The sequence below is a fragment of the Pseudomonas sp. FH1 genome, from assembly GCF_000510895.2.
GTDB lineage: Bacteria > Pseudomonadota > Gammaproteobacteria > Pseudomonadales > Pseudomonadaceae > Aquipseudomonas > Aquipseudomonas azotoformans_A.
This window is the reverse complement of the sequence record NZ_AOHM01000052.1, coordinates 44,380-70,780: the sequence shown is the minus strand read 5'-3', so window position 1 is coordinate 70,780 and position 26,401 is coordinate 44,380. Positions and strand designations below refer to the sequence as shown.

Annotated in this window: 24 protein-coding genes; 1 reads left to right on the top strand and 23 read right to left on the bottom strand. The window is 57.7% G+C overall.

Annotation, left to right across the window (positions count from 1 at the left end):
* Positions 1-334 precede the first annotated feature (334 nt).
* Entirely contained in the window at positions 335-580 is a 246-nt protein-coding gene (locus H096_RS16950; RefSeq protein WP_003294186.1) for an AbrB/MazE/SpoVT family DNA-binding domain-containing protein, read from the top strand.
* Between the two features lie 503 nt (positions 581-1,083).
* Here the strand turns inward: H096_RS16950 and H096_RS16945 are convergent.
* From H096_RS16945 to pgaC, 23 genes are all read right to left on the bottom strand, one after another.
* On the bottom strand, positions 1,084-1,677 hold the full coding sequence (locus H096_RS16945; RefSeq protein WP_033900170.1) for a hypothetical protein: 594 nt from the start codon (positions 1,675-1,677) through the stop codon (positions 1,084-1,086).
* Positions 1,674-2,246, bottom strand: a complete 573-nt coding sequence (locus tag H096_RS16940) for an RNA polymerase sigma factor (RefSeq protein WP_033900162.1) — start codon at positions 2,244-2,246, stop codon at positions 1,674-1,676. Before H096_RS16940 ends, H096_RS16945 begins: the two co-directional genes overlap by 4 nt.
* Before the next feature lie 22 nt (positions 2,247-2,268).
* Positions 2,269-3,921 (bottom strand): VWA domain-containing protein, encoded by a 1,653-nt coding sequence (locus H096_RS16935; protein WP_033900160.1) that lies wholly within the window; start codon positions 3,919-3,921, stop codon positions 2,269-2,271.
* Between the two features lie 112 nt (positions 3,922-4,033).
* A complete protein-coding gene (locus H096_RS16930; RefSeq protein ID WP_016976661.1) occupies positions 4,034-4,684 on the bottom strand; it encodes a DUF799 domain-containing protein in 651 nt (216 codons plus the stop codon).
* Complete coding sequence (locus H096_RS16925; protein ID WP_025855472.1) at positions 4,681-5,043, bottom strand: DUF4810 domain-containing protein; 363 nt, start codon at positions 5,041-5,043, stop codon at positions 4,681-4,683. Before H096_RS16925 ends, H096_RS16930 begins: the two co-directional genes overlap by 4 nt.
* Before the next feature lie 29 nt (positions 5,044-5,072).
* Complete coding sequence (locus H096_RS16920; protein WP_016976663.1) at positions 5,073-5,753, bottom strand: CsgG/HfaB family protein; 681 nt, start codon at positions 5,751-5,753, stop codon at positions 5,073-5,075.
* A 40-nt stretch (positions 5,754-5,793) separates the two neighbouring features.
* On the bottom strand, positions 5,794-6,375 hold the full coding sequence (locus H096_RS16915; protein WP_033900156.1) for a hypothetical protein: 582 nt from the start codon (positions 6,373-6,375) through the stop codon (positions 5,794-5,796).
* A 260-nt stretch (positions 6,376-6,635) separates the two neighbouring features.
* Positions 6,636-7,070 carry an RDD family protein gene (locus H096_RS16910; RefSeq protein ID WP_033900148.1) on the bottom strand — a complete coding sequence of 145 codons (435 nt, stop codon included), beginning with the start codon at positions 7,068-7,070 and terminating at the stop codon, positions 6,636-6,638.
* A gap of 7 nt (positions 7,071-7,077) precedes the next feature.
* Positions 7,078-7,551, bottom strand: coding sequence for an RDD family protein (locus H096_RS16905; RefSeq protein ID WP_051422084.1), 474 nt, complete (start codon positions 7,549-7,551; stop codon positions 7,078-7,080).
* 17 nt (positions 7,552-7,568) lie between these two features.
* The gene (locus H096_RS16900) at positions 7,569-7,877 is read right to left on the bottom strand and encodes a hypothetical protein (RefSeq protein ID WP_082461620.1); all 309 of its coding nucleotides are present in this window, start codon (positions 7,875-7,877) and stop codon (positions 7,569-7,571) included.
* Positions 7,878-7,946: 69 nt separating this feature from the next.
* The gene (locus H096_RS16895; RefSeq protein ID WP_033900140.1) at positions 7,947-8,357 is read right to left on the bottom strand and encodes a hypothetical protein; all 411 of its coding nucleotides are present in this window, start codon (positions 8,355-8,357) and stop codon (positions 7,947-7,949) included.
* Complete coding sequence (lepB, locus tag H096_RS16890; RefSeq protein WP_033900138.1) at positions 8,354-9,139, bottom strand: signal peptidase I; 786 nt, start codon at positions 9,137-9,139, stop codon at positions 8,354-8,356. Before lepB ends, H096_RS16895 begins: the two co-directional genes overlap by 4 nt.
* A 647-nt stretch (positions 9,140-9,786) precedes the next feature.
* Complete coding sequence (locus tag H096_RS16880; RefSeq protein ID WP_033900136.1) at positions 9,787-10,182, bottom strand: SMI1/KNR4 family protein; 396 nt, start codon at positions 10,180-10,182, stop codon at positions 9,787-9,789.
* Positions 10,183-10,543: 361 nt separating this feature from the next.
* Positions 10,544-10,816, bottom strand: coding sequence for a transposase (locus H096_RS34560; protein WP_237142538.1), 273 nt, complete (start codon positions 10,814-10,816; stop codon positions 10,544-10,546).
* A gap of 659 nt (positions 10,817-11,475) precedes the next feature.
* The gene (locus H096_RS16875; RefSeq protein WP_033900135.1) at positions 11,476-12,150 is read right to left on the bottom strand and encodes a hypothetical protein; all 675 of its coding nucleotides are present in this window, start codon (positions 12,148-12,150) and stop codon (positions 11,476-11,478) included.
* Between the two features lie 308 nt (positions 12,151-12,458).
* Positions 12,459-12,713, bottom strand: coding sequence for a hypothetical protein (locus H096_RS33335; protein WP_082461618.1), 255 nt, complete (start codon positions 12,711-12,713; stop codon positions 12,459-12,461).
* 36 nt (positions 12,714-12,749) lie between these two features.
* On the bottom strand, positions 12,750-13,112 hold the full coding sequence (locus H096_RS33330; RefSeq protein WP_082461634.1) for a hypothetical protein: 363 nt from the start codon (positions 13,110-13,112) through the stop codon (positions 12,750-12,752).
* Positions 13,109-13,303, bottom strand: a complete 195-nt coding sequence (locus H096_RS33950; protein ID WP_156487784.1) for a hypothetical protein — start codon at positions 13,301-13,303, stop codon at positions 13,109-13,111. The genes H096_RS33330 and H096_RS33950 overlap by 4 nt, the downstream gene beginning before the upstream one ends.
* Positions 13,304-13,423: 120 nt before the next feature.
* Positions 13,424-13,942: a hypothetical protein gene (locus H096_RS16870; RefSeq protein WP_237142536.1), complete on the bottom strand. Its 519-nt coding sequence runs from the start codon at positions 13,940-13,942 to the stop codon at positions 13,424-13,426.
* Positions 13,930-22,452: a hemagglutinin repeat-containing protein gene (locus H096_RS16865; protein ID WP_241495512.1), complete on the bottom strand. Its 8,523-nt coding sequence runs from the start codon at positions 22,450-22,452 to the stop codon at positions 13,930-13,932. The genes H096_RS16870 and H096_RS16865 overlap by 13 nt, the downstream gene beginning before the upstream one ends.
* 30 nt (positions 22,453-22,482) lie before the next feature.
* On the bottom strand, positions 22,483-24,207 hold the full coding sequence (locus H096_RS16860; protein WP_033900134.1) for a ShlB/FhaC/HecB family hemolysin secretion/activation protein: 1,725 nt from the start codon (positions 24,205-24,207) through the stop codon (positions 22,483-22,485).
* 366 nt (positions 24,208-24,573) lie between these two features.
* Positions 24,574-25,056, bottom strand: coding sequence for a poly-beta-1,6-N-acetyl-D-glucosamine biosynthesis protein PgaD (gene pgaD / locus H096_RS16855; protein ID WP_033900133.1), 483 nt, complete (start codon positions 25,054-25,056; stop codon positions 24,574-24,576).
* A gap of 2 nt (positions 25,057-25,058) precedes the next feature.
* Complete coding sequence (gene pgaC / locus H096_RS16850; RefSeq protein WP_033900132.1) at positions 25,059-26,399, bottom strand: poly-beta-1,6-N-acetyl-D-glucosamine synthase; 1,341 nt, start codon at positions 26,397-26,399, stop codon at positions 25,059-25,061.
* Positions 26,400-26,401: the final 2 nt, after the last annotated feature.

Sequence of the window (26,401 nt, the reverse complement as noted above, 5' to 3'; positions counted from 1 at the left end):
CCTCCAGATGCGACATATGGCATTATTGTAGCGTCATTTGGCGCATCATGCAGCGGGTAAGTGCCTGGCATCTGGTATCGCTCTGTTCGTGGTCTGAATCGATTGAGCGCATTCCTGACGCCCCATTCCGGGTGCTCGTTCCCGACTTGCGCAGTTGAGCTGCTCGGGTGAGTTTTCGTCCACCGGCAGCAATGGCTGGGTAGACGCGTTCGTTACCTCTCCCTGAGCCTGCCCGCTCTTTGCTATGCTACCGGCCTGCGCCGCGGGACTTAGTTGGCAGCGTGCCACTGCCTCCCCCTGCGGACATCTCATCCAACCGTCTTCTGGAGCCGCGATGAAACATCACGTTGTGATCGAAGACTGGGACGGCGATGGCGCCATTCGCCTGCCTGACGACGTTCTACAGGAAATGGGCGTCGACGTTGGGGACACGCTCTACCTCCTTGAGGAATACGTGGGTACGACCCGCTGTCTGGTGCTCAGTAAGTCACCGCGCATTCCTGATCGCGTTGATGAACTGGTTGGCCACTGGGAGTCGTTTGGCGAAATCTCTGCCGAGATAAACGCCAAGGACGAGTGAGCTAACTGCCGCACTAACCCCGACGCATCTTGCACGGCTTTGGCCCCTGCGAGGGTAGAGTCTCCCACCAGAAAAGCATTGCTAACGTTGGGGCTTGCGCACTCCTGGGTTGCCTATATGTAAAAGCAACAGCAGAGGGCAACAAAACAAGTCGCTGCCCCTAGGCCGCCAGCCGCTTGTCGAAACTCAGGTTCGGTGAGAAGGCGGGAGGACGAGCCAGGGGCTGGCTAGGTGTCAAAATCGCTGGGGCCCATTTCGTTTTTTGTGCCCTAGATAACCACCCTTAGATACCGCTAAGAGCTATAAACTGTAGGCAGCTAGATAAGGCCAAAGCTTTGCGGGACGGCACTTAGAGGCATTTTTGAACGCTTGCCGCCAACCAAGATTCCTGTACCGCATTGGCCTCCGAAGGAGGGGTCGTGGGTTCGAATCCCGCCGGGTGCACCAGATATGCTGAAAAAGCCCCAGGTCGAAAGGCCTGGGGCTTTTTTGTGGGCGACGATTCAGTGTTTCTGCAACGCCTCCAACCGCGCTGGCAAGTCCACTTCAGGAAAGCGCTGATGCAAGGCCAACAATTTCTCATCTGCCGCTCTGGTTTCCCCAACGTCACGCAGGTTGATGATTTCCTGCAGCCCCTCCTCCAACGAAGGCAACGCCACCGGCGCGCGCTTACTCAGCTTGGCGCTCGACTCATCCGCCATCGATCCCATAACTTGCGCACGTTCGGCATTGGGCGCGATGGCCAGTCGGGCCACGGGCGCAGGTGCGGACATTGGCGGCGCAGCGGCAGGCGCGGCTTGCTCATGCAGCGCGGAGAAGGTCGCTGTGGAGATTTCGGGTTGCGGCACAGGTGAGCGCATCACCACGCCGATCATCAGCGCCAAGCTTGCAACCGTGGCGAATGCCATTTGCCAGCGTGGCCGTTGGCAGGCTTGCAGCCAGCGTTGCCACAGGTTCGGTTGCGGTGCCGGGGCTTCGCGGCGGGCGGTGTTGAGGATGAAGGCGTCGAGGGACGCGGGCGGCTCGCCGGTGCTGTGTTGACGCATGTGCTGGAGCAGCATGTCGTCGGGGTCCGGGGTGTGTCGGGAGTCGGTCATGCGGGTATCTCCTCGGCCAGCAGGCGGCGCAGTTTCTGCTGGGCGTAACGCAGGCGGCTTTTGACGGTTTCCAGCGGGGCGCCAGTGAGGGCGGCGATTTGCGGCACTTCGAGGTCGCCGTGCAGGCGCAGCAGGAAGACTTCGCGCTGGTCCTCGGGCAGGTCTTGCAGCGCAGCGTCGAGCCGCGCCTGGTCGCGACTCAGGCTCAGCTGCTGCTCGGGGCCGGCACTGTCGTCGGCCTGGGCGTGCAGTTGCTCGTCGTAGCTGTCGTGCAGCGGGTTGTGGATGCCGTGCTTGCGCCAGTAATCGATCAGGCGATTGCGGGCGATCTGGAACAACCAAGTACGAAAACTCGCCCGGCCTTGTGGCTGGGTGGCGCTGCGGATCAGGCTGAGCCAGGTTTCCTGGTAGATTTCCTCGGCCAGTTCGGTCTTGTTGCTCAAGGACACAAGGAATCGGTACAGGCCCTGGCGGTGCCGGGCGTACAAGGCTTCGAACGCGGCGCTGTCGCCGGTTCGGTATCGGGCCAGCAGTGATTCGTCGCTGGGTAGGACGTCTGGAGCGGGCATATCGACGGCTAACTCCCTTTATTCACGGTTTGGCCACAGGTTTAAGGCTCTGGGCCAATTCCACCAGTTGCACAAACTCATTACGCAGCCCGAAGGGGTCGTCGCCTCGGGCCGAGCGGGCCAGTGCGGCGGTGTCCTGCAGGCTCATGCTGCCAGTGTAGCGGCCATCGCCCTTGAGTTGTTGAGCGAAGGCCGCCACTGCGGCGGCGAAACGCAGGTCATCGCTGGCCTTGCTCGACACAGCGCTGATGGGCTGCTCGATCAACTGGCTGTCGCCACCCGCCGCCGGCTTGTAGCGCACACGCAGCATCGCCAGCTCAGTGGATTTATCCTCGGCGGCCGGCGCAGCAGCGTAGCGCAAGGGCTCCAGCCAACCCTTCTCGCCCTTGGGCACAATTTCGTACAGCGCAGTGACCGTATGCCCGGCCCCGACTTCACCCGCGTCGACCTTGTCGTTGTTGAAGTCCTCACGCTTCAAGGCGCGGTTTTCATAGCCCAGCAGGCGATATTCGCTGACGCGCGCCGGGTTGAATTCCACCTGCAATTTCACGTCACGAGCCACGATCGCCAGGGTCGAACTGAGTTGGTCCACCAGTACTTTGCGCGCTTCGCGCAGGTTGTCGATGTAGGCGTAGTTACCGTCGCCCGCATCGGCCAGCTGTTCCATCAGATGTTCGTTGTAGTTATCCACACCAAAGCCGAGGGTGGTCAGGGAAACGCCGCTTTTACGCTGCTCAACCGCCATTTGCTTGAGGCTGTCGAAGTCGCTGATACCCACGTTGAAGTCACCGTCGGTGGCCAGCAGGATGCGGTTGATGCCCTTGTCGATAAACCCTTCGCGGGCCATCTGGTAGGCCAGCTCAATACCCGACGCACCCGCCGTTGAACCGCCGGCAGTGAGTTGGTCGATGGCGTTGCGGATCTTCTCTTTGTCACGACCCGAAGTAGGCTTGAGCACTACACGGGACTCCCCGGCGTAGACCACCAAAGAAACACGGTCTTGATCGCGCAATTGATCAACCAGCAGTTTCAGGGTGCTTTTGACCAGCGGCAAACCTTCGCGACGGTCCATGGAGCCGGATACGTCCACCAGGAACACCAGGTTGGCCGGCGCCAATTGCGCCACGGCGCGGTCGGAGGCCTTGATGCCGATGCGCAGCAACTGGGTGCGCGGGTTCCACGGTGTGGCGGCCACTTCGGTGGTTACGCCAAAGGGCGAGCCGTCGGTGGGCAGCGCGTAGTGGTAGGGGAAGTAGTTGACCATTTCCTCCAGTCGTACAGCGCCTTCGGGCGGCAGGCTGCCTTGGTTGAGGAAGCGTCTTACGTTGGCGTAGCTGCCGGTGTCGACATCCACGCTGAAGGTTGAAACCGGCGTTTCAGCCACGCGATGCACCGGGTTGTCCGGTAGGTTTTCGTACTGTTCGCGGGGTTCGCTGCGGTAGTCCATTGCCACGGACTCCTGCATCACCCTTCGTGCGCTCAAAGGTGCAGGCATCGGCATGCGTTTAACCAGCGCGCCTTGCACTGGAGCGCTTTGCAGCTCGGAGACTGGCGCCGCTTCGTCAGGCTTGGCCACATCGTGGGAAGAGGACAGCCCACAACCGGCCAGCGTCACCAGCAAGGTAACGGCAAAGCCCTGGGCAGCAGGACGCAGGAAGAGCAGAGGACGGGACATGGGCTGAACCTCGTGAATGAATGATCCGTTCACAAGGTCAGACGCAAGGCGCTGGCTGTTCGGGTTAAACCGTTCGGCGGGACAGAAACACCTGCCCCGCCGAACCGTTCAATCAGTCAGTGCCGTATTTCGGGTTACGCGGACCGTACAGGATCCCCGCGCGCTGGCCCGGCGACAGCAGGCGCGCACTGGTGATACCGGCAATCGGATGCGCCGCGTCGGTAGAACTGTTGATCACTTGCTTGACCGCCGCCGTGATCAGCATGCCGACGATGCCGCCGCCGTTGTTGTTGCCTTCCTCGCTGGACGCATGCGCCGAGCCGGTCCACAGGGTGGTGCCGGTGCGCAGGTCGACCAGTTTGGCCGAGGCCGTCACGGAGGTGTCGCTGGAGATCAGCATGTACTTGGTGCCGTAATTGGTCACGGTGATGTACAGCGCCGAATCCGCACCAAAGATGTCATGCAGCTTCGCCGGTGGCACCGCCTGGATATCGTTGGCGGTGGTCAGGCCGTTCTGGCGGAAGGTTTCGTCCACCAGGGCAATCGGCAACACGTAGTAGCCGGCTTCGGCCAACGGGTAGGTCACTTGCGAGACCATGCTGTAGGACGCCTGTACTTCCGGCGATTCATTGATCGGCGGCAGGACCAGGATCGACTTCGGTCGTGCTTGTTTGTAGGCCGTGTAATCAATGGTCTTGGGGGCTGCGCAACCGCCGAGCAAGGCCAGGGCCAGCAAGGCGCCAGTGAGTTTCAACAGGCTCATTTAGTGGCGACTCCGGTCTTGGCGTTTTTCAGCAAAAAGTCCATGTACGAGGCAGACTCAGGGAACAGTGCCTTCTCGGTGCGGAATTCCTGCACCATCTGGTCATCCTTGCCCATGCTCAGGTACAGCATGCCCAGGTGGGCGTGGTAACCCGGCGGGGCCTTGCGGCCACTGGCGTTGATCTTCTGCAGATCCCGCTCCAGCGCCTCGACCTGCGCCTCCTTGGGCTCGCCCTTGAAGTACTCGTAAACCTGCGGCTGGTAGCTTTCCCATTGGTACAGCGGCTGGGGCGCCGTCTGGCACCCGGCGACCGTCGCCACTGCTGTCAGCATCAGCGCCAACTTGACTGCCTTGCTCATCCTTGTACTGCTCCTTGAGGTGCTGCTGATCAGTTGCGTGGGTTCCATGCGCCGGCGTTGATGCCGTCGACAAGGCGGTTGATGGCTTCACGCATGGCCAGGTCGAGGACCTTGCCATTGAGGGTGGAGTCGTAGCTGGCGGTGCCGCCGAAGCCGATCACTTCGCGGTTGGACAGCGCGTACTCACCGGCGCCCTGGGTGGAATACACCACTTCGGAGGTGCTGATGTTGACGATGTTCAACGCGACTTTGGCGTAGGCCACTTGGGTCTTGCCACGGCCAAGGATGCCGAACAGCTGGCGGTCGCCGGTTTCTTTGCGGCCGAACTCGGTCACGTCGCCCGTCACTACGTAGTCAGCGCCTTTAAGCTTCTGCACGGTGCCTTTGATCGCGGCTTCCTGGGAGATCTCGCCCATGTTGTCGCGGTCCAGCACGCTGAAGCGGTTGGTCTGCTGCAGGTGGGTGATCAGGATGGTCTTGGCCTGGCCGCCGAGGCGGTCAACACCGTCGGAGAAGATGCCGCGCATGTAGCTGGAGCGGTTGTCGAACTTGCCCACGGCAATCGGTACACGCACGCCGGAATAGGCGACGTTGGCGCTGGCGACTTGTTCCACCGGCATGGCGCGGTTGCTCTCCGTGGCGCAACCGGCCACGGTCAGCAGCGCTGCGGCGGTGAAGCCGGACAGCAGGATTTTGGACAGTGTTTTCACAGGGTGCTCCTAAGTGGGAAAACGGGTGCGGCAGCTGACGCTAGCGGGACGGAATGCCACGCAGGTCGTCAACGATGAATCGGCTCAACAAACCGGTGTAAAAGGTCTCGACGCTGGAGTTGCCGGAGTTGGTCAGCACCCCGGCCATCGTTTTCATGTTCTGCCAATCGCCCTTGTACCCGCCAGGCATCAGCCCTTGGCGAGCCTGAGAGAAATGCAGCACCTCGGCGCCGGCTTTCTTGATCTTGACCTGGTAGTTGAAGTCGACACTGGCAAGGATGGTCTTGTCATCGACGATGGCCGTCATGAAACCGCCTTGGGTGTCTTGTATGCGCCGGGTATAGATGACGTTCACATCCAGCAGGTAATCGGCCTTGTCCTTGCTGCTGGCGTAGCGCTTGGACTTGAGCAGGCGGTCGACCAGATCGACACCGAGTTGCTGGCGCACTTTGTCATCCGGCAGGAAGCGTTCGTTCTTGCCCACCACCTCGACGTCGAAGGTGTCGAGCCAGTAGGTCGCAGTCTTGGGAATGGTCACAGGCGCCGGGGAGATGTAGTAATCCGGCTTGGAAGCACAGCCCGCCATAAGGCAGGCCACGAGCAATACGGCAAACACACGCATGTATGAATTCGTCCCTGAAAAGTATCGAGCCTTAAACAATCGCGGCATTTTACGGAGTTGAAAGGCGTTCTCAAGCTGTTTTGACGCCCTGGCAGCGCCGTTTTCCTGGCGCTTGCGTGCAAGCCTCTGGCGAAATCTCCTAAGGCTTTGTCAGGAAAACAAAAACGATAGTGGCTATTGGCCTTTACGCGATAAATAAAAAGGTTTGCCAGCCGGCCTCATTCTACTAACCGGCCACGGCTGCACCCTCCCCGTCCTGCTCACGTGTTGATCACAATCGTCTTGGCCAACATATCGCCCAAGCGACGGCGCAAACCGAACAGTGCAAAAAGACCGTCCAGAACACTGAACAGCAGCTTCGGCACATTGCGCAAAAACGACTGGAACAGCGTGCAGTTCATTGGATACGGGTAACCCACCACCGCCGTGCGGCATACCCGCTTACCCAGGCTCTGGCCGTTGGGTAACGCATCGCAAAACAAAAGGTACCCGAAGGCTGAGAACATCAGCACATAGCGCAAGCCAGTAAACAACATCGGACCCGCCAGCGAGTGCAAATAGAGATAGGCGTAGTCCAGGTTGCGCATCAAAAACAGCAGGAAAAACACCACGGCCATATCGATGAAATAGCCGAGCAACCGCCGGAACGGACTGGCTAGGTCCCAGGTTTGTGCAGCCGATACTGAATCGTCCATAACGTGCTTATCCCCGGCCATTGTCATAAATATCCGCCAGGCCGCGCACGCTCGTCAGGTTGCCGGTCTGGATCACGATGGTCTTGGCGAACATGTCGCCCAGGCGCGTCCTGGATTCCATGAAGATCCACACCCAATCGATGACCACCAGCGCGCCGGAGTTACGCGTGAATGATTGGGAAATGCTGCAGCCTTTTCGGGTCTTGCGGTCGACGGTGGCAATGCTCAGCAGGCGCTTGCCCAGGCTCTGGCCGTTGGGGAGCGCATCAGCCAGCAGGAAGTAGGCGAAGGCCGCAAAAAACGCGGAAATAAAACCCGCCTTGGGCGTCACCGCAGGAACGTAGGCAGACAGCGCCCCGGCGGCGAATTTGAGGATGAAAAAAATCAGCACGGCGATGACGCAGTCGATAAGGCGCGCGGCCAGGCGGCGGCCGATGCTGGCCAGGATGGTCGGGCGTTTAGCGGTGTTGCTTGCGTCCATGCGGTGTTGCTCCAGCTTTAAGACGGAAAATTGGTGTCGACAAAGTTTCTGGCAAAGTCTTCGGCGTTGATTGGCACACCGGCATGGGCGAATTTTGCCGAATTTGTGCGCCAAACAGCACGGATTTTTTCCTCCAAGGAGGTCGGAAACTCCATCTGAGAGGCGACGACATCAGACCAACTGCCTTGCGTCCCATACAGCTCGCGCAACTTGGGTTCGAGTGCCGTCAAATCGGCGCGTTGCTGGTCGGACAGCGCCCCAATGGCCGACAGGACATAGCATTCAAGAAGACGGAGAAAGGGCTTTCCTGCATATCGATTCATCATCAAAAACGCTCAACGAACATTGAAAAATCAAAAGGACCAAACCGACTGCCTATCCAAGCCCAGCCAGCTTCAAGGCGTTTGCGGCTGCTTTGAATCAGCGCAAATTTGCTCCCACCCTTTTTCAATCACACCCGTGTACTTGCCGCACGATGCCCCTTTTAACTGAGACTCCATAAAATCGCGTTCCGGCTCGACCCACAGCAGACCAACCAGATAGGCCGCACCCGCCGCAAGCATCAGCAGCGCCACTGTCCGAGTCAACATAAACCGGAGCGTGGCTGCGGCAGTGCGAGACCGCTCAAACACAAACGCGAACAACAGGCCAATGCCGCACCACACAAAGACGCCGGCCGCCACGCCCAGCACTGAAGAGCTGCGGTCGAGGTAGAGCCAGGCCAATATGAATACGCTGGCGCTGCCGCACATCACCAGCAGGCACAACCACTGCACAACCCGACACGCCCCACTCGAAAGGCTCATGGGAACGTCGTACCGATACGCGCCCGGTCATTTGAGAACCAGATGCCCGTCACCTTGCCCACCACGTCCTCAACCGCGACCTGGCCCATGAAGCGGCTGTCGTTGCTGCTCCAGCGGTTGTCGCCCAGCAAAAAGAGGTGCCCTGGCTCGACCGTGACCGGTGCCATTTCAAGGGATTCAGGCCCTTTTACGCGGTCGGCCGGTGCGTGAAACAACCCGAGGTTTTCGCCGTTGTGGATCAGTTCACCGTTCACCAGGGCTAACGTATCCCCAGCAACACCCGCCACGCGCTTGACCGCTTCAGTGCCATTCCAGCGGTACACCACGATATCCCCCACCTTGGGCGGACCAGCCCGCAGGTCCGTCAGGATGTAGTCGCCAATGGACAGCGTCGGCACCATCGACCCGGATGGGATGTAGTAATTTTTGAACCCCAGCACGGGTACCCGCAATACATCGAGCATCAGTACCGCAATCACCATCACCCCGACGTAAAGGACATGGAAACGCTTGCGTGGCACATTGGGCGGTCCGTTGTAGCGACGCGCGAGCACGGCGGACAGGATGGCTGAGCCCAGCTTGACGATGATCAAGAAGGCGAATAGCCCATACAGCCCAATGGGGGTAGCGACCAGACCCAGCGCGCCCAGCAACGCGAAACCGCCGTACAGCAATACGGCGACCCCGATACCCCACTTGATACGGCCGACATACACCAGGCCCCAACCGGCCACCAGGCAGGACATGAGGAAGGCCAGGAGCGAGTATTTTACGGATTTCATCGATCATCCTTGAAGAGGTAAAAAGCATCTATAAAACAAGAAAATCCGACGTTCAACAAACATTAGACAACCACAAGACAAAACCTAGAATAAAGCCAGCTCCAGACATCTTGAGATAAAGCGGCACATTCTCCTTTATAAGCACGGCAACGTCCTCGCCACCACTCAACCAATACCCGGCAACCTGAAAGAACACACACATGAACAATAGGCCGAACGCACAGGCGCAAGGAAGATAGACTGCGAGCCACCAAGGTTCATTTCTTCTCATTACCGTCTCTTTTCTTCAAGAACAAGGAGCAGACTTATCAAAATAAATAAGTCCGTCCTCTTTACACTTTACCCACCTTACAGACCGCGCTTTTCTTCATATTCATTAATCAACTGCAAGCCATATTGGCAATTTCAACCCAAGACGAGTTTCAGCTTTACAAATCCACTCATCAGCAATCCCGTCACCATAATCAGCAAACCCAACGAAATCCGACTCTTCAATAAGATCAATTGCTCTCGAATAGTCCACGTCTAATTGCTCTCCGCTACGAGCCCGCAACCTCCAACAATCCGACTAATTTATCTGCGGGGGATTGCCGCCTTTTTTATCATTTTTTCAAAGTCAGATTTTCGGCTTTCCTATGCACAACAGCTCAACTCAGCAAACCATATAAAAAATAAGAAAATTTATCACATAACTTTCTAACACTCATGTCAGAAGAGTCTACCTCTACCACAGCCCAGTTCTCGCTCACATCGAAGCCGAAACACCGTCCCTGCATGTCATCTCCGAAAAATCGAATATCCCGTAGCGCTATCGCTGTACCTGCATCAAAAATTTCATCAGCCTCTAAAAAGCCGCCATAAAGCATGATGCCCGCATCGTCAATCTCCCCAGCTCCGAACGTTCTTAAGAATGCCAAATAATCTTCGGGGACATCCTGAAAAGCTGCTTGGATCGCACGTAAAACAGCTTCCTCCACAACAACGAGCCCATCTAAAAAATGCTCATCTTTTTTCTTGCGCATCAGGGCTTCAAAGTTCTCCATTACCACCTCTCTATTTTTTGTCTGAGAAAATTTCTCGCGCTACGCTTCCGGCGCGGTGGATGCCACCTTGGTGTTGATCCGGGGAAATAGAGGTCAGACCACCATTGACATTTGAAAGTCATCTCTTTGGGCGACCAGCGAATCCTCTAACGGTTCGCTTACCCAAAGCTTGTGCTATCTGCGACGAATACTTTCCCGTTCCGAACACGTAATGTCTATTTGTAGCACCTCTGATTTGGTCGATTACTTCTTGCTGAAGCTCATCCTTGAAGAGACGACGATACGCCTCAGTTCTCTGATCGACATTACTACCCAATTCTTTATAACAATCATGAGGCGTTATAAGGGCTGAAGGTTCCAGCTATGCATTTGCACGGTAGCTCATCCAACGATACTCAGCGGGATGATCCACCATTCCCGCTCTGACGGGATTCATTTCTATATACCGATAACAGGCCATCAAATAGCTTTCGTGCTGCACGATACAAGAAAGATAACGACCTTCCCACAGAGTACCTGTGCGTTGATAAGTACGATTTATATTTTGGACATAACGCTGACCAAGCCCTTTCATTAACGAACCAGCACCAAGATGGGTAGTTGGAGTCAGTAATACATGCACGTGATTCGTCATGAGACACCACGCGTGAATTTTGCAATCATGAGTTTCCGACAAAAGCTATAAGAGGTGGATCTAAAAAAATTTAATCATCTTCTGAATAGAAACAAACCGAACGATTATTTCCGCGCTGAATGATGTGCAGCGGAAGACCTGGTACCAACAACCGAGGACAACGAGCCATAACAACCCCTTGATTTCTGAAAGAGGTCAGCTTAGTCGCCTGCAACAAAAGCAAAGAAAAAATAATGATTTCAATTAAATAAAATTTTTAAAGAGCACAAGTCGTTATAAATAGCGAAAACCATTATATACGTTAATGAAACATCACAAAAAAAGTTAAACCCTTGTATGGATTTCGCTGAAAACGTGGTCTGACCCCGATCCCCCTGTGATGGGAATTTTAACCGTATAAGTAGCGACTAACCCGTCGCCACAACTCGGGGTAGCCGGAAGCTAAAGACCTGCAAACCCTAAAGGAGCACCATTCCGAGACATCCTATCCATGACTTCAGCATGTCGCTGATTTATAGATAGCATTTTATCAGGACACGCGTAAAACTATAATTCTATATCTGCTGCACTCATGGGGTTCTTGTCCCAGTACTAACAATGCTATCGAAACCATTGGACCGAATGAAAGCTTTAGCCTGAGCCTCAACCTTTTGCACCATTCAACTCCTCAATGCTGGCAACGACAACACTTCATCGTACTTTGGCCAGTCTTCCCTCGCGCGTTTGAGCACACCTCGCATCAACTCGTCCAACTCAGGCACTGGTTGCTCGGGCGGCAATTGGTCAAAGGGCGCGGCCAGCAGCGGATGATCAATCTTCTGCGGATTGGCTAAACCTTCCCACTGGCGCAGGCGCAGAATATAGAGAATTTCCACTGGCACGCGCTCCAAGTGCCAGTCCCGATTGAAGTCGTAGGAATTCTTCTGGCTCTCTTTGCCGGTTTGCCAAGTGTGGCGGTCACACGCGGCCAACAGGCAGGGCATCAGATCGTCGGGGCTTGGAGTGCGCCACTTGGTCAACAAGGCTTCGTAGATGGGTTCGTCGTAAGCATAAGCAGGCCATTGATGCGAGACATCGCCCACCCAATCGGCAAACATGCGCAGCATAAAGGCTTGGGCGCGGCGGTGTTGCTCTTCGTACTCAATCACTAATTGATGCCCACGGTTGAGAGCCGCATGGGTGAGATAGCCCTGATGGATGACGGCATCCTTCCAGCCTAGGACCGCCATGGCGGCCATCATATTGGTGGCGGTTTGGATGCTGTAGTTTTGGCGGCGTCGATCATTGCCTGCCGCTTTGGCAATAATGTCGAACTGGCCCGCCCAGAAGAACAACTGCCAAATTCCTACTTGGTAATAGCGCAGCCAATGGGCCAATTCCAGAAGCCATTGCGGATTATCTGGTGCGTTTGCCAATACCTTGTGGGCTCGTGTGACGGCCATCCATTCGGAGCTACTACGCGTAACGTTGTCACTATTCGGTACAGGCATTGATGGCTTCGCAAATGCATCGCCGCGCTCAACATATTCACGGATGCCATTCAACTCGTATTCATCTGAGACGTGTGGCCCCTTGACTATGCGCCCCAGCACACTTTTGTAGGAGGGCCATTCCGAGTTTACGCCCGAACGCTCGCACTGAATTACTTCTTGGTCCATGGTTCCACCTTAAATTCTGCTATACCTGTTTTACTGGAAGCGGGAACACCGACTTTGACTGTTACACCTTGAACCTTGGCTTTTCCTGAATCCAACGCCGCTTGCAAAGCATCGCGTAAAGCAGGATCAGAGTCGGCACATGGTACTTTTGGCATATTGTCGTAGGCCTTCAACACGGCCTGCAAAGGTATCAGAATTAAAGGAGACAGATTTATTAATAGCCTACCGATCAGCGTCACATTTAAATAAATCCGCCCCCTTTATCTTTACACAAACTAACTCATACTATAATAACTATAAAGATCCGAATCCGGCCAAAACTCATCATATGCGGTCAATATACTTCGAAGGGCCTCACTACGAGGATCTTCTGAAGGGTTCATTTTTGAAATTACAAATTCTTTTATTTCAGGCCACTGCAACTCACGCATGCAAAATGCCACAGCTTCAAATGGCGAGTTCCTAGATGTTAAAATCAGTTTAAATCTATCTATAAACCACTCTCTATAGTCCGGATGTTTTTTTACAAACTCTAAAATATTTAACAATGACATCTCATAGGAAATTTCCAGCTCTTCACTAAAAGCGGCCATAGCCACATCACAAAGAATATCAAACTGTTTAATAATGTCATTCATTTTGGCACCCAAGCAACTTTTCTTGGATTACCAAGATCTGGCACCCAGACTTTTTCTATGTATTTACCAGTCACATCAAGTCCTTTTTGAGAGAACGCATTTTCTGCTGCGATCTGTGCAGCGCGACCGGAAGGTTCATAATGCTCAGAAGTATTATCTATATATTTAACTTCCCCGCGCACAATTTTCACCTCACCAGCTGCAATAACGGGCTTACTATTCGCAAGGTCAATGTGGAAAATAGGGGTCAGACCACCAATATAAGTTTTAGCAGTAATCGTGTTCTGCCCCCTATTTTCCCCTGCTGCTTTTTAATAGTTACCAAGCCCGCGACATTTCCACAAAATGGCATAGGGCAGCTCGTCATCCAATATGTCTGTCGAGCGAAAATAGTAGACCACTGACGCGTTCTCGAGGCTTTTGTGAACAAAGGCACCATCGGACATTATGCGGTAAGAGGCATGTTCCATAACGTCCCCCACGGCCTTCAACGCTTGCTTGATTTGACCATAGGTCGTGCCTGCCGTCTTTGGTATCAATTCCGCAGGGGGACTACTGACAGCCATGTCATCACGTTCAACTTCTCTGAAATAGGCTCGACGAAACGCTGCCTCGCTGGTTGCCCAGTAAAAAGAAACTAATCGGAGTTTGTCCTGACCATCCTCGTTAACGGTGTCGGCCAAGCAAAATTGATTATCGCAAGTTCCATAAACACCCTCATCGATGAGTGAAAGTGCCGCTCCGGATGTATCAAGGACATCACCTGCTTTTTGCTCAAGCAACAACGACCAAGGAATCATCACCACACCCTCCAGAATTATTGCGGCCATTTGAATATTTTGCCTTCGACCCTGCCAGCCTTGAGTGCATTTTCAGCTGCCGTTTTATGCGGTCCCTCTGGCATATTTTTGACCGAATTTACGATCTCGGTTTGCCAGGCCTGCAGTTTTGAAGCCGGCACCGATGAAGGATAACGTCCCCCTTCCGCTCGATACTTAGCGTCCCAAACAATCAGTGAACGAATCGACGGATCATACGTAATGAAATCTGCACCGGGTAGCGATGCTTTTCCGGGACCGGAGACGCCTATCTGGCCGGAGTCCAATGTCTGGTGCCATCCACGCGCTTCGCCGATTGCGCCGTTCAGTTCTGAGAAAGGACTACGCCCATAGTTAACGTTGGCGAGGGTGACAACATCGGCATCAACCATTGGTTTTGGGGTCGCCGGTATAACATTTCTTTCGACCAGAACACTCGTTTCCCAGTCACCCTGCCCCCCAAAAGCATTCTCATTCTTGGCTACCACACCTTTAGTAGACCCGGCGACCGACTGTCCTTTAAACACGCTCGGCAAACCGGCAGCCGATGCGTTCAAAGCCCCAAGGAAAATGTTCTTGGCGCCGTCGCTTGAGTCACCGTTATAGGCCTGCACGCCACCATAAGTGATCTGCAATACGCCGCTCTCAGCGGTCACCAACCGTACAGCCAACCCCACGCCCCCGCCCAGCACATACAAAGCAGGCGTGCCAATTGCAGCCTCCCCTTCGTAGTGCTGGTTAATGAGCATTTTCTGTTGCGCGTCGCGGTAAAGCTGTTCGTTTTCGCTAGGAAAGCGGTTCATCTGCGCCAACAAATCGCCGGGATAGAGCCGTTCTAGCGAAGCGTCTTTATTGAAGCTCCCAGCCGCGTACGCCACATCGTTGCTTTGTCGCAGAGGACCGGGCCGCATAAGCGCGTAGATGCGGCGATCAGCCTCACCCTGTCCATACGCCGCAACGAGTGCGTTTGCGTAATCCGTGAGGTACGCCTGTGCTGCGGCTTTATCGGCAGCCGACATCGAGTCTGAATTGCGGCGCAGGCGCTCAACCAAGGCATCTGAAATCTGATCTTGCTGATCGAGCGCGATAAGCGTCTTTGCGTCCTCGATGGTGTACTTTTTGTGCTTGATCGCGTCGCGAGCCTTTTGTAGCAAAGACTCGTTAGCCGGGCTCAACAGGTTATTTTCAACCGCGTTTTTCCCAACCTGCGCCGCTGCCACCGCATCCAGCGCGCCCTTGCCGGTCAGCGATCCAGAAAGGCCACCCGCCAAGGTCGAAAGACTGGCGATTGTCTGTTTTTGCTCTTGGGTCAGGCTTTCATTACTGACGACGCCATACAGATGCTCCTTGATCAGCCTGGCGGTTTCTTCCGCCGCCACAGCACCGGCTGCGCCAGCAAGTGCTGAGTTACCGCCAGCCTTGGCGAGCACAGCACCCAGTACCGCATGGGCCATCAGATTGGCTGTGGGGTCGCCCTTGGTCCTGTCCCTGATTGTTTCTGCCAGATACGGCGCCGCCGCCCCCGCCAACGCGCCCCCGACGCTACCGCCCATGGCCGCTTGCACCACAGCCGTTACCGCCTGGCTGGCCTTCTGGAAGCTGCTCCCTACGCCATAATCCTGCTGGGCACGTTGGTTGATCTGATCCCGCGTCGGGTTAGCAACCCCTTCCTGCACGAGCTTTTCTCGGGTCGCTTTGTTGACGTCGCTATTAGGGTCGTCAGCGGCCTTGATCCTCGCCGCAGCAATCGCGTCGCCAATCCCCTTGGTCAACTCCATCGAGCTTTTGACCAAGTCCATGCGCTCTTGCATGGCCTTTTCATCAGGCTTGTCGAGGCGCTGGTTAGCATTCGCTGTGTCGCGGTTCAAACCGACGAGGTCGTTAGCGCCCTCGGGGTTGCGCACTAGGATCGCGCCTTCGCTGACAGCGCTGCGCGTATAGCTGTGATCCGAATCATTAAGCGCCATGCCATACAGGGCACCTGGAGTCAGCGTGCCCACGCCGCCACTGTATGAACCGGAGACGCTCACGCCCGCCGATTTGCTCTCAATCTCGCTTTTGTTCTTGATGTCGCTGACCAGCAGTCGATCTGTCAGCAACAGGTTTCTATCGGCGGTGGCTTCACTCGCAATCACTGCACCTTGCAAAGTGGTGTTCTTGGCCACGTCGATGGTGTAGCCACCTTTGCCGGCATAGAAACCGCTCTGGTCGGTGACAGCCTGGTAGTCGCTGTTCATCTTCGACGCCGCCAGGTTGGCGGACGCTGCCACGGTTGAGCCGTAGCAGAACGGTGGAACGCAGATGCTCGCACCAAAGCCCGCGCTGTCCTGCTTGCTCTTGGATGTATCGGTGTCCTGGCGCGACAGGATGTTGAGGTTGCCGCCGATGTCGGCATCGATACGATCAGCCCGTACCTGTGCCCCGATCAGGCTGGTGTCCTGGCCGCTGCGCAGTACCAGCGAGCCGCTGTCCAACGTGGTGTTGACCTGGGTAACCGAGCCACCCGAACCCAAGTTTTTGGCGGTTTGTGCGCCAAGGTCGAGGGTGAAGCCATTTTGCTCGCCGATGTTGAAGCTGGCGCCGATGGCAGTGCGATTGCGTGAGCCATCGTTTTTGCGGTCGGTGGTGTTCTGCGCGCTTTGCATCAGGATGTTGTTTTTCGCGGACAGCAACGTGCTGTCGGCTTTCAACGTACTGCCGGTAATCGTCAGGTCACCCAACGTGCCCGGCGCGTCGCCCGCAGCAATGATCGACAGTTTGCCCCCGACGTTGAGGTTGCTCTGGTGAACGGTCTGCGCCGCGTATTCGCTGCTGCTCTTGGTACGCGTGTTAGCCAGTTCGGTGCCGATCTTGATCAGCGAACCGTTGCCGGCGGAGCCACCGGTTTTGTTCTTGAAGCCGGTGCTCTGCTTATTGAGCTCGCCGCCCTGGTTATTGAGGTTGTAGAGCGACAGCGCCGCCTGGGCGATTTTTACCGCTTTGAGGCGCGGGTCGTCGGCACTGCGAGCGGCCTCTGCGGCGTCGCGAATGCTGTTGGCGGTATCGACGACAGAGCCCGCGACAACACGGCCTACTGCCAGACTTTTCGAACTGTCCTTACTGGTCTGACTGGCAGTCTCCACACCCGAGGTGACGGTGACATTGGCACCACTCAACTCCATGTTCTTGGTGCTCACCAGATCACTGGCCACCACCGTCAACTCACGCCCCGCCGTCAACGACACATTGCCCGCACTCGAGCCAATAGTGCTGCCGGTCAAGGTCATCTCATTGGCCGTGCCGTTGTGCTTGGAGCTGTTGATATACAGCTTCTGGTTGCCGGTCATGTCATCCAGACCGAGCTTGTTGCCGGTCAGCACACCGGTCAGGTCGCGATTTTTTTCCTTGTGCATGTCGGTGCGGGCGAAGGTGTTTTGCGCCGCGTCGATGGTCAGGTCGCGACCGGCTTGCACGGCGAGGTCGCCGGTGCTGACCAGGTTGGAACCGGTGACGGTAGCGTCGCGCTTGGCGGCAACCGTGACGGTTTCGCCGGAGACCATGCTGCCCATCGCGGTGGTGCGTTTTTCGTCGACCTTGTCCTGGACCTTGCTCGACTTGAGCCCGCCCCAGCTGCTTTTGCTCTCCTTGCGCTCATGGCGGGCGCTGTCGGAATTGCTCACGGCCAGGATGTTCACGTCCTGGCCCGCGACCAATTGCGTCGCGCCTTTCTCGGCGGTGACCGCGCTGCCAGCCAGCAGCAGGTCTGCACCGGCTACGACGGTGCTGTGAGTACCTGCACTGACAAGACTGCCGACGTTGTTCACCACGTCGGTTTCGTCGAGGCGGAATTTCTTGCCCTGGGACGTTTTCTTGGTCTTGCTGTAGAAGCTGTAGTCCTGGTCTTCGGCGGTGCGCAGGCTGAGGTTTTTACCGGACACCAGGTAAGCCTCGCTACCGGCATTCACCTGGCTGGCCACCAGTTGCAGGTCTTGCCCGGCACTCAGGGTGGCGTCGCCACCGGCCTTGATCACGCTGGAGACTTGCTGGACGTGGTCTTCGATGCGGGTGACTTTTTTCGAATTGAACGACGAATGTTGCTCGTTGGCCGCCGCGATGGCGTTGAGGTCGCGGGTGGCGACAAGGTTCACATCGCGCTTGGCTTCCACTTGGCTGGCGACGGCGCTGATGTCGCGACCGGCGATCACGTGCAAATCGCGGCCGGCTTCGACCACGGAGCCCTGCTGTGCAATGTTTTTGAAGCTCGAACGGGTGCCGACGGCGCTGCTATTAATCGTTTGCGCAGCGATGATATTCACGTCGCCAGCGGCTTGTGCCGTGGTATCCGCAGCACTTTTGAGCACGCCGCCGACGTTGTAGAGGTTGGCACCGGCTTTCAACGCCAGTGCATCAGCAGATTCGATACGCGCGGCACTGTCGACAAAGTCGCTGCGTTCAGTGCGATAGGCACTCGCGCTTTCGTGAGTGGTCACGCTGCGCTCATTGAGCAGGTCGGCACCGGCGACGAGGTTGACGTCGCCACCGGCAATCACGCCGCCGCCACGGTTGCTCAGGTTGTTGCCGCTGAGCAGGTCGAGGCGTCCACCGGCTTGCATCAGGCCGCTGTTGGTGAGGTTGCCGCCGGCGTTTGCCAACAGGCTGCCGGTGGCGCGCAGGGTGCCGGCGTTATTGAGATTGCTGCCGGTGATCAGCCGGACGTCGCTGCCGGAAATCAACGCGCCATTCGGCGCCAGGCGGTTGCTGGCCTGGGCAAGGTAAAGCACCGGCACCAGCACCTGTTGCCCGGCGACGGTAGTGTTTTCCAGCCACACGATATCGTGAGTCAGCGCCGCAACCTGCTCGGCGGTAAGGCTCACGCCGACCGACAGGTTCAACGCGCTTTTGCTGCTGATGGCGTTGTCCATCAGGTGCTTGAACAGGTCGGCATCGCTGGTCTGGCCGTCGATGAAACGCTGGCCGGTGCGGGCGAGCACGGCTTGCTGGATCAGGCGCTGCTCGTAGAAGCCATCACCGAGGCGGCGCTGCGCCGTGTCGGGGTCGTAGCCGAGCTTGGTCAGCATGTAATCCGAGCCCAGGAACTGACGCATGTCGGTAAACAGCGGGTTGGTTTCGATCAGGTACTTGTGCGGGTTAGCCGCGAACTGGCTGGTCGGCAGGCCATTCACGCCCTTACCGTCGTTGAGGTGGAACAGCCCGTTCTCCCCGGTCGGCAGGTCGAAGCCCGGCAGGCCGAGTGGGTTGACCTGCTGCTGGGCAACGTCCGGCGGCAGTTGCGGGTTGAGGCTGACCTGGGTCGAGTAGCCCGGCGCCTGGGTATTGGCGCCGCTGCCCACGTAGGTGTAGCCGCCGCGTACCACGGTGTTGTCGATACCGGCCTGGGCCACCACATCCACAGCGCCGCCTGCCTGGATGACCGCGGCGTAGCGTTGGTCGGTGGGCGACAGTTCGGTGGTCTTGCCAAGTTCGACCAGCTCCTTTTGCATCATGCCGATAAAGGCGGCCATGCCTGCTTCAAGACCGCCGAGGTTGTTGGCGTCGTAGCCAGCACCGTCAACGGAATACTGGCGGGTGAAATTCGCCGCGTAGAGGTACCAGCCTTGCGGCTTGCGCTCGCGTTCAGACATGAAGAAACGGTCGTGCTGGGTGTCGTGGGTCACCAGGCCGATGTTGCTCAGCTGGTTGACGCGCACGCTCAGGTTACCGCCGGCGGCGATGCTACTGCTGCTGTTGAGCAGATCACCGCCGGTCAACAGCATGTTGCCGGCCGAGGTGATACTGGAGGCGGCTGAAGCCTCCTTGACGATCAGGTGTTCGCGCTGGGTGATCTGGAACGGACGGTTCTGTTTGCCGCCGTCACAGTCGCCACCGGTCACGCCCTCGACACAGGCAACGGGGGTGATGGACGCACTGTAGATGCCCGACTCGGTGGTGAGCACAGTGCGAATGTTCTGGATCGTGCTGGCGGCCAGGGTCAGGTTGCGCTCGCTCTCGATGGTCCCTGAGCTGTTGATGATGCTGGTCGCCAGCCCACCCTGGCCGTCGCGATCAACGCGCAGGTTGCCCATGGCGTAAATGTTGGCGCCGAGGTTTTTCAGGCGCTCGACGCGCAGGTTCATATCGCCGCCGCTGAAGATCAGGCCATGGTCATTGAGCAGGTTGCCCACGGACAGGTCGAGGCTGCCTTGGCTGGCGACGGCGCCGCCAACTGTCCAGTCCAGGCCTTTACCGACCAGTGCACGGGTGCCGAGCAGTTTGCCGCTGGCTGTCTGTTGCAGGCTGTCGACATTGACGGTCAGGCGCCCGGCCTGGATTGCGGTGCTGTTGGTCCAATGGGTTTTATCGAGGGTCAGGTCGCCATTGGTTACCAGGCTGCCGCCGACATCGTCGAGGCTGATGCCGCTAAGATCCAGCACGCCAGTGCCCACGTGCAGCACTTTGCCGCCGGTGTTCTGGAAAGTGCCGGCGGCGAGGCTCAACTGGTCGTTGGCGGTTTCCAGGCTGCCGCTGTTGTTCAGCAAGCCGCCGATGGCGTAGCGGGTTTTACCTACCTGGCCCACTGCACGCATCTGGCCGCTGTTGGTCAGGCTGGCGGTGTCGACATCCAGGGTCGTGGCGCTCTCGATCAAGCCGCGGTTGGTCAGGGCGCCTTGCAGCGTCAGGTCAATCTGGTTGGCCGCGATCTCACCGCCGTTATCCACATTCAAGCCGCTGAGGCGAATGCGATCACGGGCCAACAGCGTGCCGCTGCCGTTGTTGAAATCGGTGGCATCGATCACCGCATCGCCGGCTTTGGCAGCGATGCGCCCGCCGTTGTTGGCGAGGGTGCCGGCGGTGATCGTCACACCGGCCTTTTCACTGTGGATCAGCCCGTTGCCGCCGTTTTGCAGCAGGCCGGTGGTGGTAAGCGCCAGGCCATCGTTGGCGGCCAGCGTCCCGCTGCTCTGGTTATCGACACTGTTGGCAAACAGGGTTAGCAGGCCCTGGCTGGCGAGCTTGCCGCCCTGGTTATCCACATGGGCGGAGCGTTGAACCAGCAGCGGGCCGACGCTCGCCAGCTTGCCGTTGCGGTTGATCAGGTCACCGAGTAAATCCAGGGTGATGGAGCTTGCGCCCGTGAGGTTACCGGCACTGTTGTCCAGTCGGTTGCCGTACAGGGTGAATGCACCCGTGCTATCGATGATGCCGCCCTGGCTGTTGTCCAGCAGGCCGCTGACGGTGAGGGTTTGTGCGCCGTCGCTGAGCAGTTGGCCCTTGTTGCGGTTGTCGACGCTGGCGGCGGTAACGTTCAGCGCCTGCTTGGCACTCATCGTGGCGCCCTGGTTATCCAGTGTTTGTGCGGCGGTGGCGGTGAGGCTGCGATTGGCGATCACCCGGCCGGTGTTGGTGATGTTCTGGCTGTCGAGCGTGACGTCGCCACCGGCATTGCGCGTGTTATCGGCGTTGACCCCGGCTTCGATGATGCCGTTGTTGGTCAGTTGGCCATTGCTGGCCAGGGTGATGCTGTCGCGAGCAGCAAGGCTTTTGCGGTTTTTCAGCTCGCCTTTGGTTTTAGCCTTTAGCGTGGTGCCGGCGTAGACCGGCCCGTTCGCGTCGAGGCTGGCGGCCTTGATGTCCACCGCGCCGCTGGCGGCGGCCTGGGCCATGCTCAAGTGGCCGTTGGCATCCAGTTGGATATCGCCGCCACTGGCCGCCAGCGTACCGTCGAGCTTCACGCCCACGCCGGCTTCGGTGCCCACCAGCTTGATGGCGCCGGCGTACATGCCGCCAAGCGCCGAGGAGTCGATCGCCAGTTCAGGTTTAGCGCTGCCGTCATCGGCACGTGCGGTGGTTTTAAGGCTTTGCGCATCGACGTCGTTACGACCGGCAATCACGGTGAGTTCGCGTGCGTTGATCTGCGCGTTGATCTTGGCCGAACGGGTGATGATCTCGAAACGGTCGACGTTGCTGGCGTTCAGGCCTTTGCCGTCGATGGTCACGGCGCCGCCATCCACCTGGTAATGATCCAGGCGACCGACTTTATCGATCACCGGTTTGCCGGTAGTCAGCGTGACGTTGGGGGTGTTGATAAACCCGCAGCCGTTGCAACTGATGCCATAAGGGTTGGCCACGATGACCTTGGCCGACTGCCCCGCCACTTCGGTATAGCCACGCAACTGGCTGGGGCTGCCGCCGTTGACTTCGTTGAGGATGACGTTCGCCGCGCCGCCCTTGAGGTTCGGGTTGCCGACGATGATCCCGCCCAGTTGGGTGTTCTGCAGCGCACCCGTGGCGTTGTTGAGGATCACGCCATTGGGGCCGACGTTGTAGTCCTTGAACTGGTTATGGGACAAGCCGCTGCCATTGGGCGTGGCGATGTTCACCACCGGTACGCCGTTGCCCGCCTGGCCGACGCTGGTGCCCGGGCCGCTGACCACGATGCCGTCAGCATTGGCCAGCAGCGGCTGCCAGAACAGCGCGTTGGCCAGGACCAGCGCAAGGCCGCGTTGGGACAGGCTTTTCAGGGCAGAAGCAGGGCGAACATCCATATTCTTAAATCTCAAGGCAGCGGCGTTGAATTACAGGAAGAAATCCAGGCGGAAATAGATCGGCGCTTCGCGCTCGGTCACCACGCCAGGTCGCTCCAGGGAATGGGCAAAGGTCACACTGGTGCTGACGTATTTGCCGCGGGCGAACAGCTCGACGGAATTACTCGATACGCGCCCATGCTCGTCATCGTTGTAGCGATCGTTGCGAATCACGCCCTGGTCATAACCGACGCTGGCGCCGTATTCGGCGAAGGCCGGACGCATCCAGTCCAGGGTGACCGGTCGCGCCCAGCGCACTTCGTTGCGCCAGTAGCCACCGCTGTCGCCGTTCAGTTGCTGGTCCTTGAAACCGCGCACCGAGTAGGACCCTCCCAGGCTCATGCGTTGCGGTGAATACAGGACGTCTTCACTGCGTTGCCCGGTGGCGAGGCTGGAAAAACTCAACGACTCGCCCCACAACGTAAAGGGTTGTAGGTAGCTCATGGTGGCGGTGTATTTGCGATAGCGCGGCGTCGCCGTGAGGTTGCCCTGGGCGTCCCGTTCTTGCCGATTGCTTTGCGCGTCAAAGGCGCCGATACCGTTTTGCATGCCCACGTCCAAGTTGATGAAGGCACTGCCGATACGCCGGCCGTGGGTGAGGCCGACCTGGAACTCGCTGAGACGGTTGCTGCTGGTCGGCAGGCGTGCGTCGAGCACGTAGTTGTTGGTGCGCAGGTGCGTCAGGCCGACGTTGACCGAGGTTTTGCTCACATCGTCACGATGGATCACGCGTTCGGCGCGCAGTTGGTGGTTCTGGCTGTCGCCGTTCTGCTTGAACTTGAAGTCATCGACCCTGCCGAAGGTGCGGTATTCACTCTCGCTGTAGCTGTAGCTGAAGTTCCACCAGCCCCACGGCAGGTTGTAATAGAGCATGCTGCTTTTCGAGGTTTTCTGGTGGTCGCTGAGGGCGTCGTGGCCGCCACGCAGAATCAGCTGATCGGCCAGGCCTAACGGGCTGTCCCATTCCAGGCCCGCGCCCCATTGCTGTTCGCCGGTACTTTTCTGGCCGTCGTTGTTGCGTGACAGGCTGGCACGCCAGGGCTTTTGTGGCGTGTTCTTGACCCGCACTTCACTGCCGCCGACCTGGCTGCCAGGGGTCAATTCCATCTGCGCCTGCTTGGAGGGTAAGCGACTGAGCTGGTCCACCAGTTGCTCGACTTCCCGCAGGTTCAGCGCCTCGCCGACCTTGCCGGGAAACGCCATCGCCAGTTCGCGATCAGTCACATTGCTGCCCTGTGCGCCCTTCAAACCTTCGAGTTTGCCTTCGACCACCAGCACCTGGAGATGACCGCTGGAGAGGTCTTGTTGCGGCAGGTAGGCACGGCTGGTGACCCAGCCCTTGGCGATGTAGTAGTCAGTGATGACTTTGAGCAATTCATTGAGCTGTGCAACGCCCAAGCACTGGCCGACATAGGGTTTGAGCAGCAGTCTGCGGTCGCCGCCGGACAGGCTGTCGGCGCCCTTGAGTTCGATGTCCTGGATGGGAAAGCAACGGGTGTCCGCTGGCAGCGCCGGGGCCTGGGGCTGGGTGTCTTTGCCGGGCAGGTCCTGGAGCTCTTCCAGGCGCCGGCGCTGCTCTTCGAGGAGGCGGTTCTGGCGGTCGCGGATCAGGTCCTGATCCCCAGGCGTAGGAGCGGCCGTGGCGCTGTTCAGGCTCAAATAGGCGAGCAGGAAAGTGCACAGCAGATACCGAGTCCGTGGCAGTAACAAAGACATGTTCGATCCATCGAAAATCAAGGGCCGGCAAACTAACATCGAACTTGCACCAACTCAAAAACAAGAGTTAGTTGCACATTCGTACTAGTTAATCATGCAAGCTGTTGATTAATAACAACTAAAAATAATCAAAGAGATACATGGCCTGTCACTGGAATTATTATTCCGACAAGCGGCAGCACTATTGATCGCGATTCGTCGGATAACTTATAAATTGCCATTAGTTGGCCATCAAGTTATTGCCGAGATAGGTTAGTACCGGAAAAAGCAGAAAAGTTCGCGGAGGTTTTGTGAATTGGATCCCATTTGTCGGGATTAAACCGGATCGTTCCCACCTTGCGTGGGAACGATCTTCCTGCATGTTTCTTAGCCAGCGTCTTTGTTCTGGTCCTTGCCAGGCACCAGGGTCAGCCCGGGCTTTTCCACATCACGGGAAACATGGGATTTGACCTGCGCCACACCACCGTCCTCATCGTTGTGGATCACCAGCACCCCAGGCCGACGCAGTTGCTCCAAGTCACCTTCGCCCAGACTGAAGCTCTCGCTCAGATTCTTATCCGTGAGCGCCTTAGCCTCGGCGCGACGCTGGGCAAACTTGCGCCCTTTGCGTTGCTGGTAGCGCGCCCAGGTGACCAGGATCACGGCGTTGAACAATGCAATCCACAGGTACACCTGCAAGGTATTGAGCGCGGCAAAGATCGGCGCTTCGATACGCGGGCCATCGTGGGTCTCCAGCATCGAGCTGATCCCACGTGCCAGCAACCAAATCAGGCCGGCCCAGGCCATCAGGGTCAACAGCACGTCGATGATCCACATCACCAGCCGTTGGCGAGTTCTGACCAGTTTCATGATCACGCCTCCTCTTCAGTGGGTTTGATACCGCGATCCGGGCTGACCCAGCGCGCACGCTTCTGATGCTGGTTGAACAACACCTTGGGAAAACTGACCAGGGTGGTAAACAGGCTGACCAGCCAGAACACCATCGGGTACCACACGGTCCAGAACAGGGTTTTCCACAGGTCCTTCTCGTAGCGGCGGTCGATGATGATGCTCACGGCAAACTGCAACAGACACACCATGGCCAATACCAAGCCGGTGAACGCCGGTGGCATCAGGGAGTCGACCGCAATCGCTTGAGGCAGCGGGATAAATTTACCCACGCCCCAGAAGATCACCGACAACAGGAAGGTGAACGCCCAACCGGTGGACAGGCAGTATTCGAACAACAGCGGCCACAGGTAGCGATGACGCCATTGCCAGATGCCACGGATATTCTTGAACAGCACCTCGGCGCCACCTTGGGCCCAGCGCAGGCGCTGTTTCCACAGGCCGCCGACGGTTTCGGGCATGAGGATCCAGCACAGGGCGCGGGGCTCGTAGAAGATGCTCCAGTGATCGAGCTGCAGCTTCCAACTGACATCGATGTCCTCGGTGATCATGTCGGTGCTCCAGTAGTCGATGCGGTCCAGCGCCTTTTTACGGAACGCGACCACTACACCCGACACCGTGAAGATCCGGCCAAACACCCGTTGCGTGCGCTTGATCAAGCCGATGATCGAAGAGAATTCACCGACCTGTACGCGGCCGATCAAGGTCGAGCGTGTGCGGATGCGCGGGTTGCCGGTCACAGCACCCAGGCGCGGGTTATCCAGCATGGGCGCCACCATGTAGGCCGCCGCGTTTTTATCCAGCAACGCGTCGCCATCGATGCACACCAGGAACTCGCTGCGCGCCGCCACGGCGCCCATGCGCAAGGCCACGGCCTTGCCTTGGTTCTGCGCCAGGTGCAGCACGCGCAGGCGCGGGTTCTCCAGCGCCAGGGCGTCGAGCACGGCGGCGGTGTTGTCCTTGGAGCCATCGTTCACCGCGATCACTTCGATGTTCGGGTAGAGCTGACCCAGTGCCGCATGGATGGTGTCGGCGGCGTTATCCCCTTCGTTGTAGCAAGGGATGATGATCGAGATCAGCGGGTTGGCGGCCAAGGTCGGCGCCGGTGTGTCTTCTTCCCAGGCCCAGTGGCGCTCCCAGTGCAGCCAGAAATACAGGCCGCCTGCGATCCACAACGCCGACATGAACAGCGGGTAGAAAAACACAAAGTCCATCAGGAACTGCCCGGTGACCAGGAAGATCAGGCCCAGGGGCACACCCAATACCAATGCCAGCACGAATAAAGCCAAGAGTCTGTCGAACATGG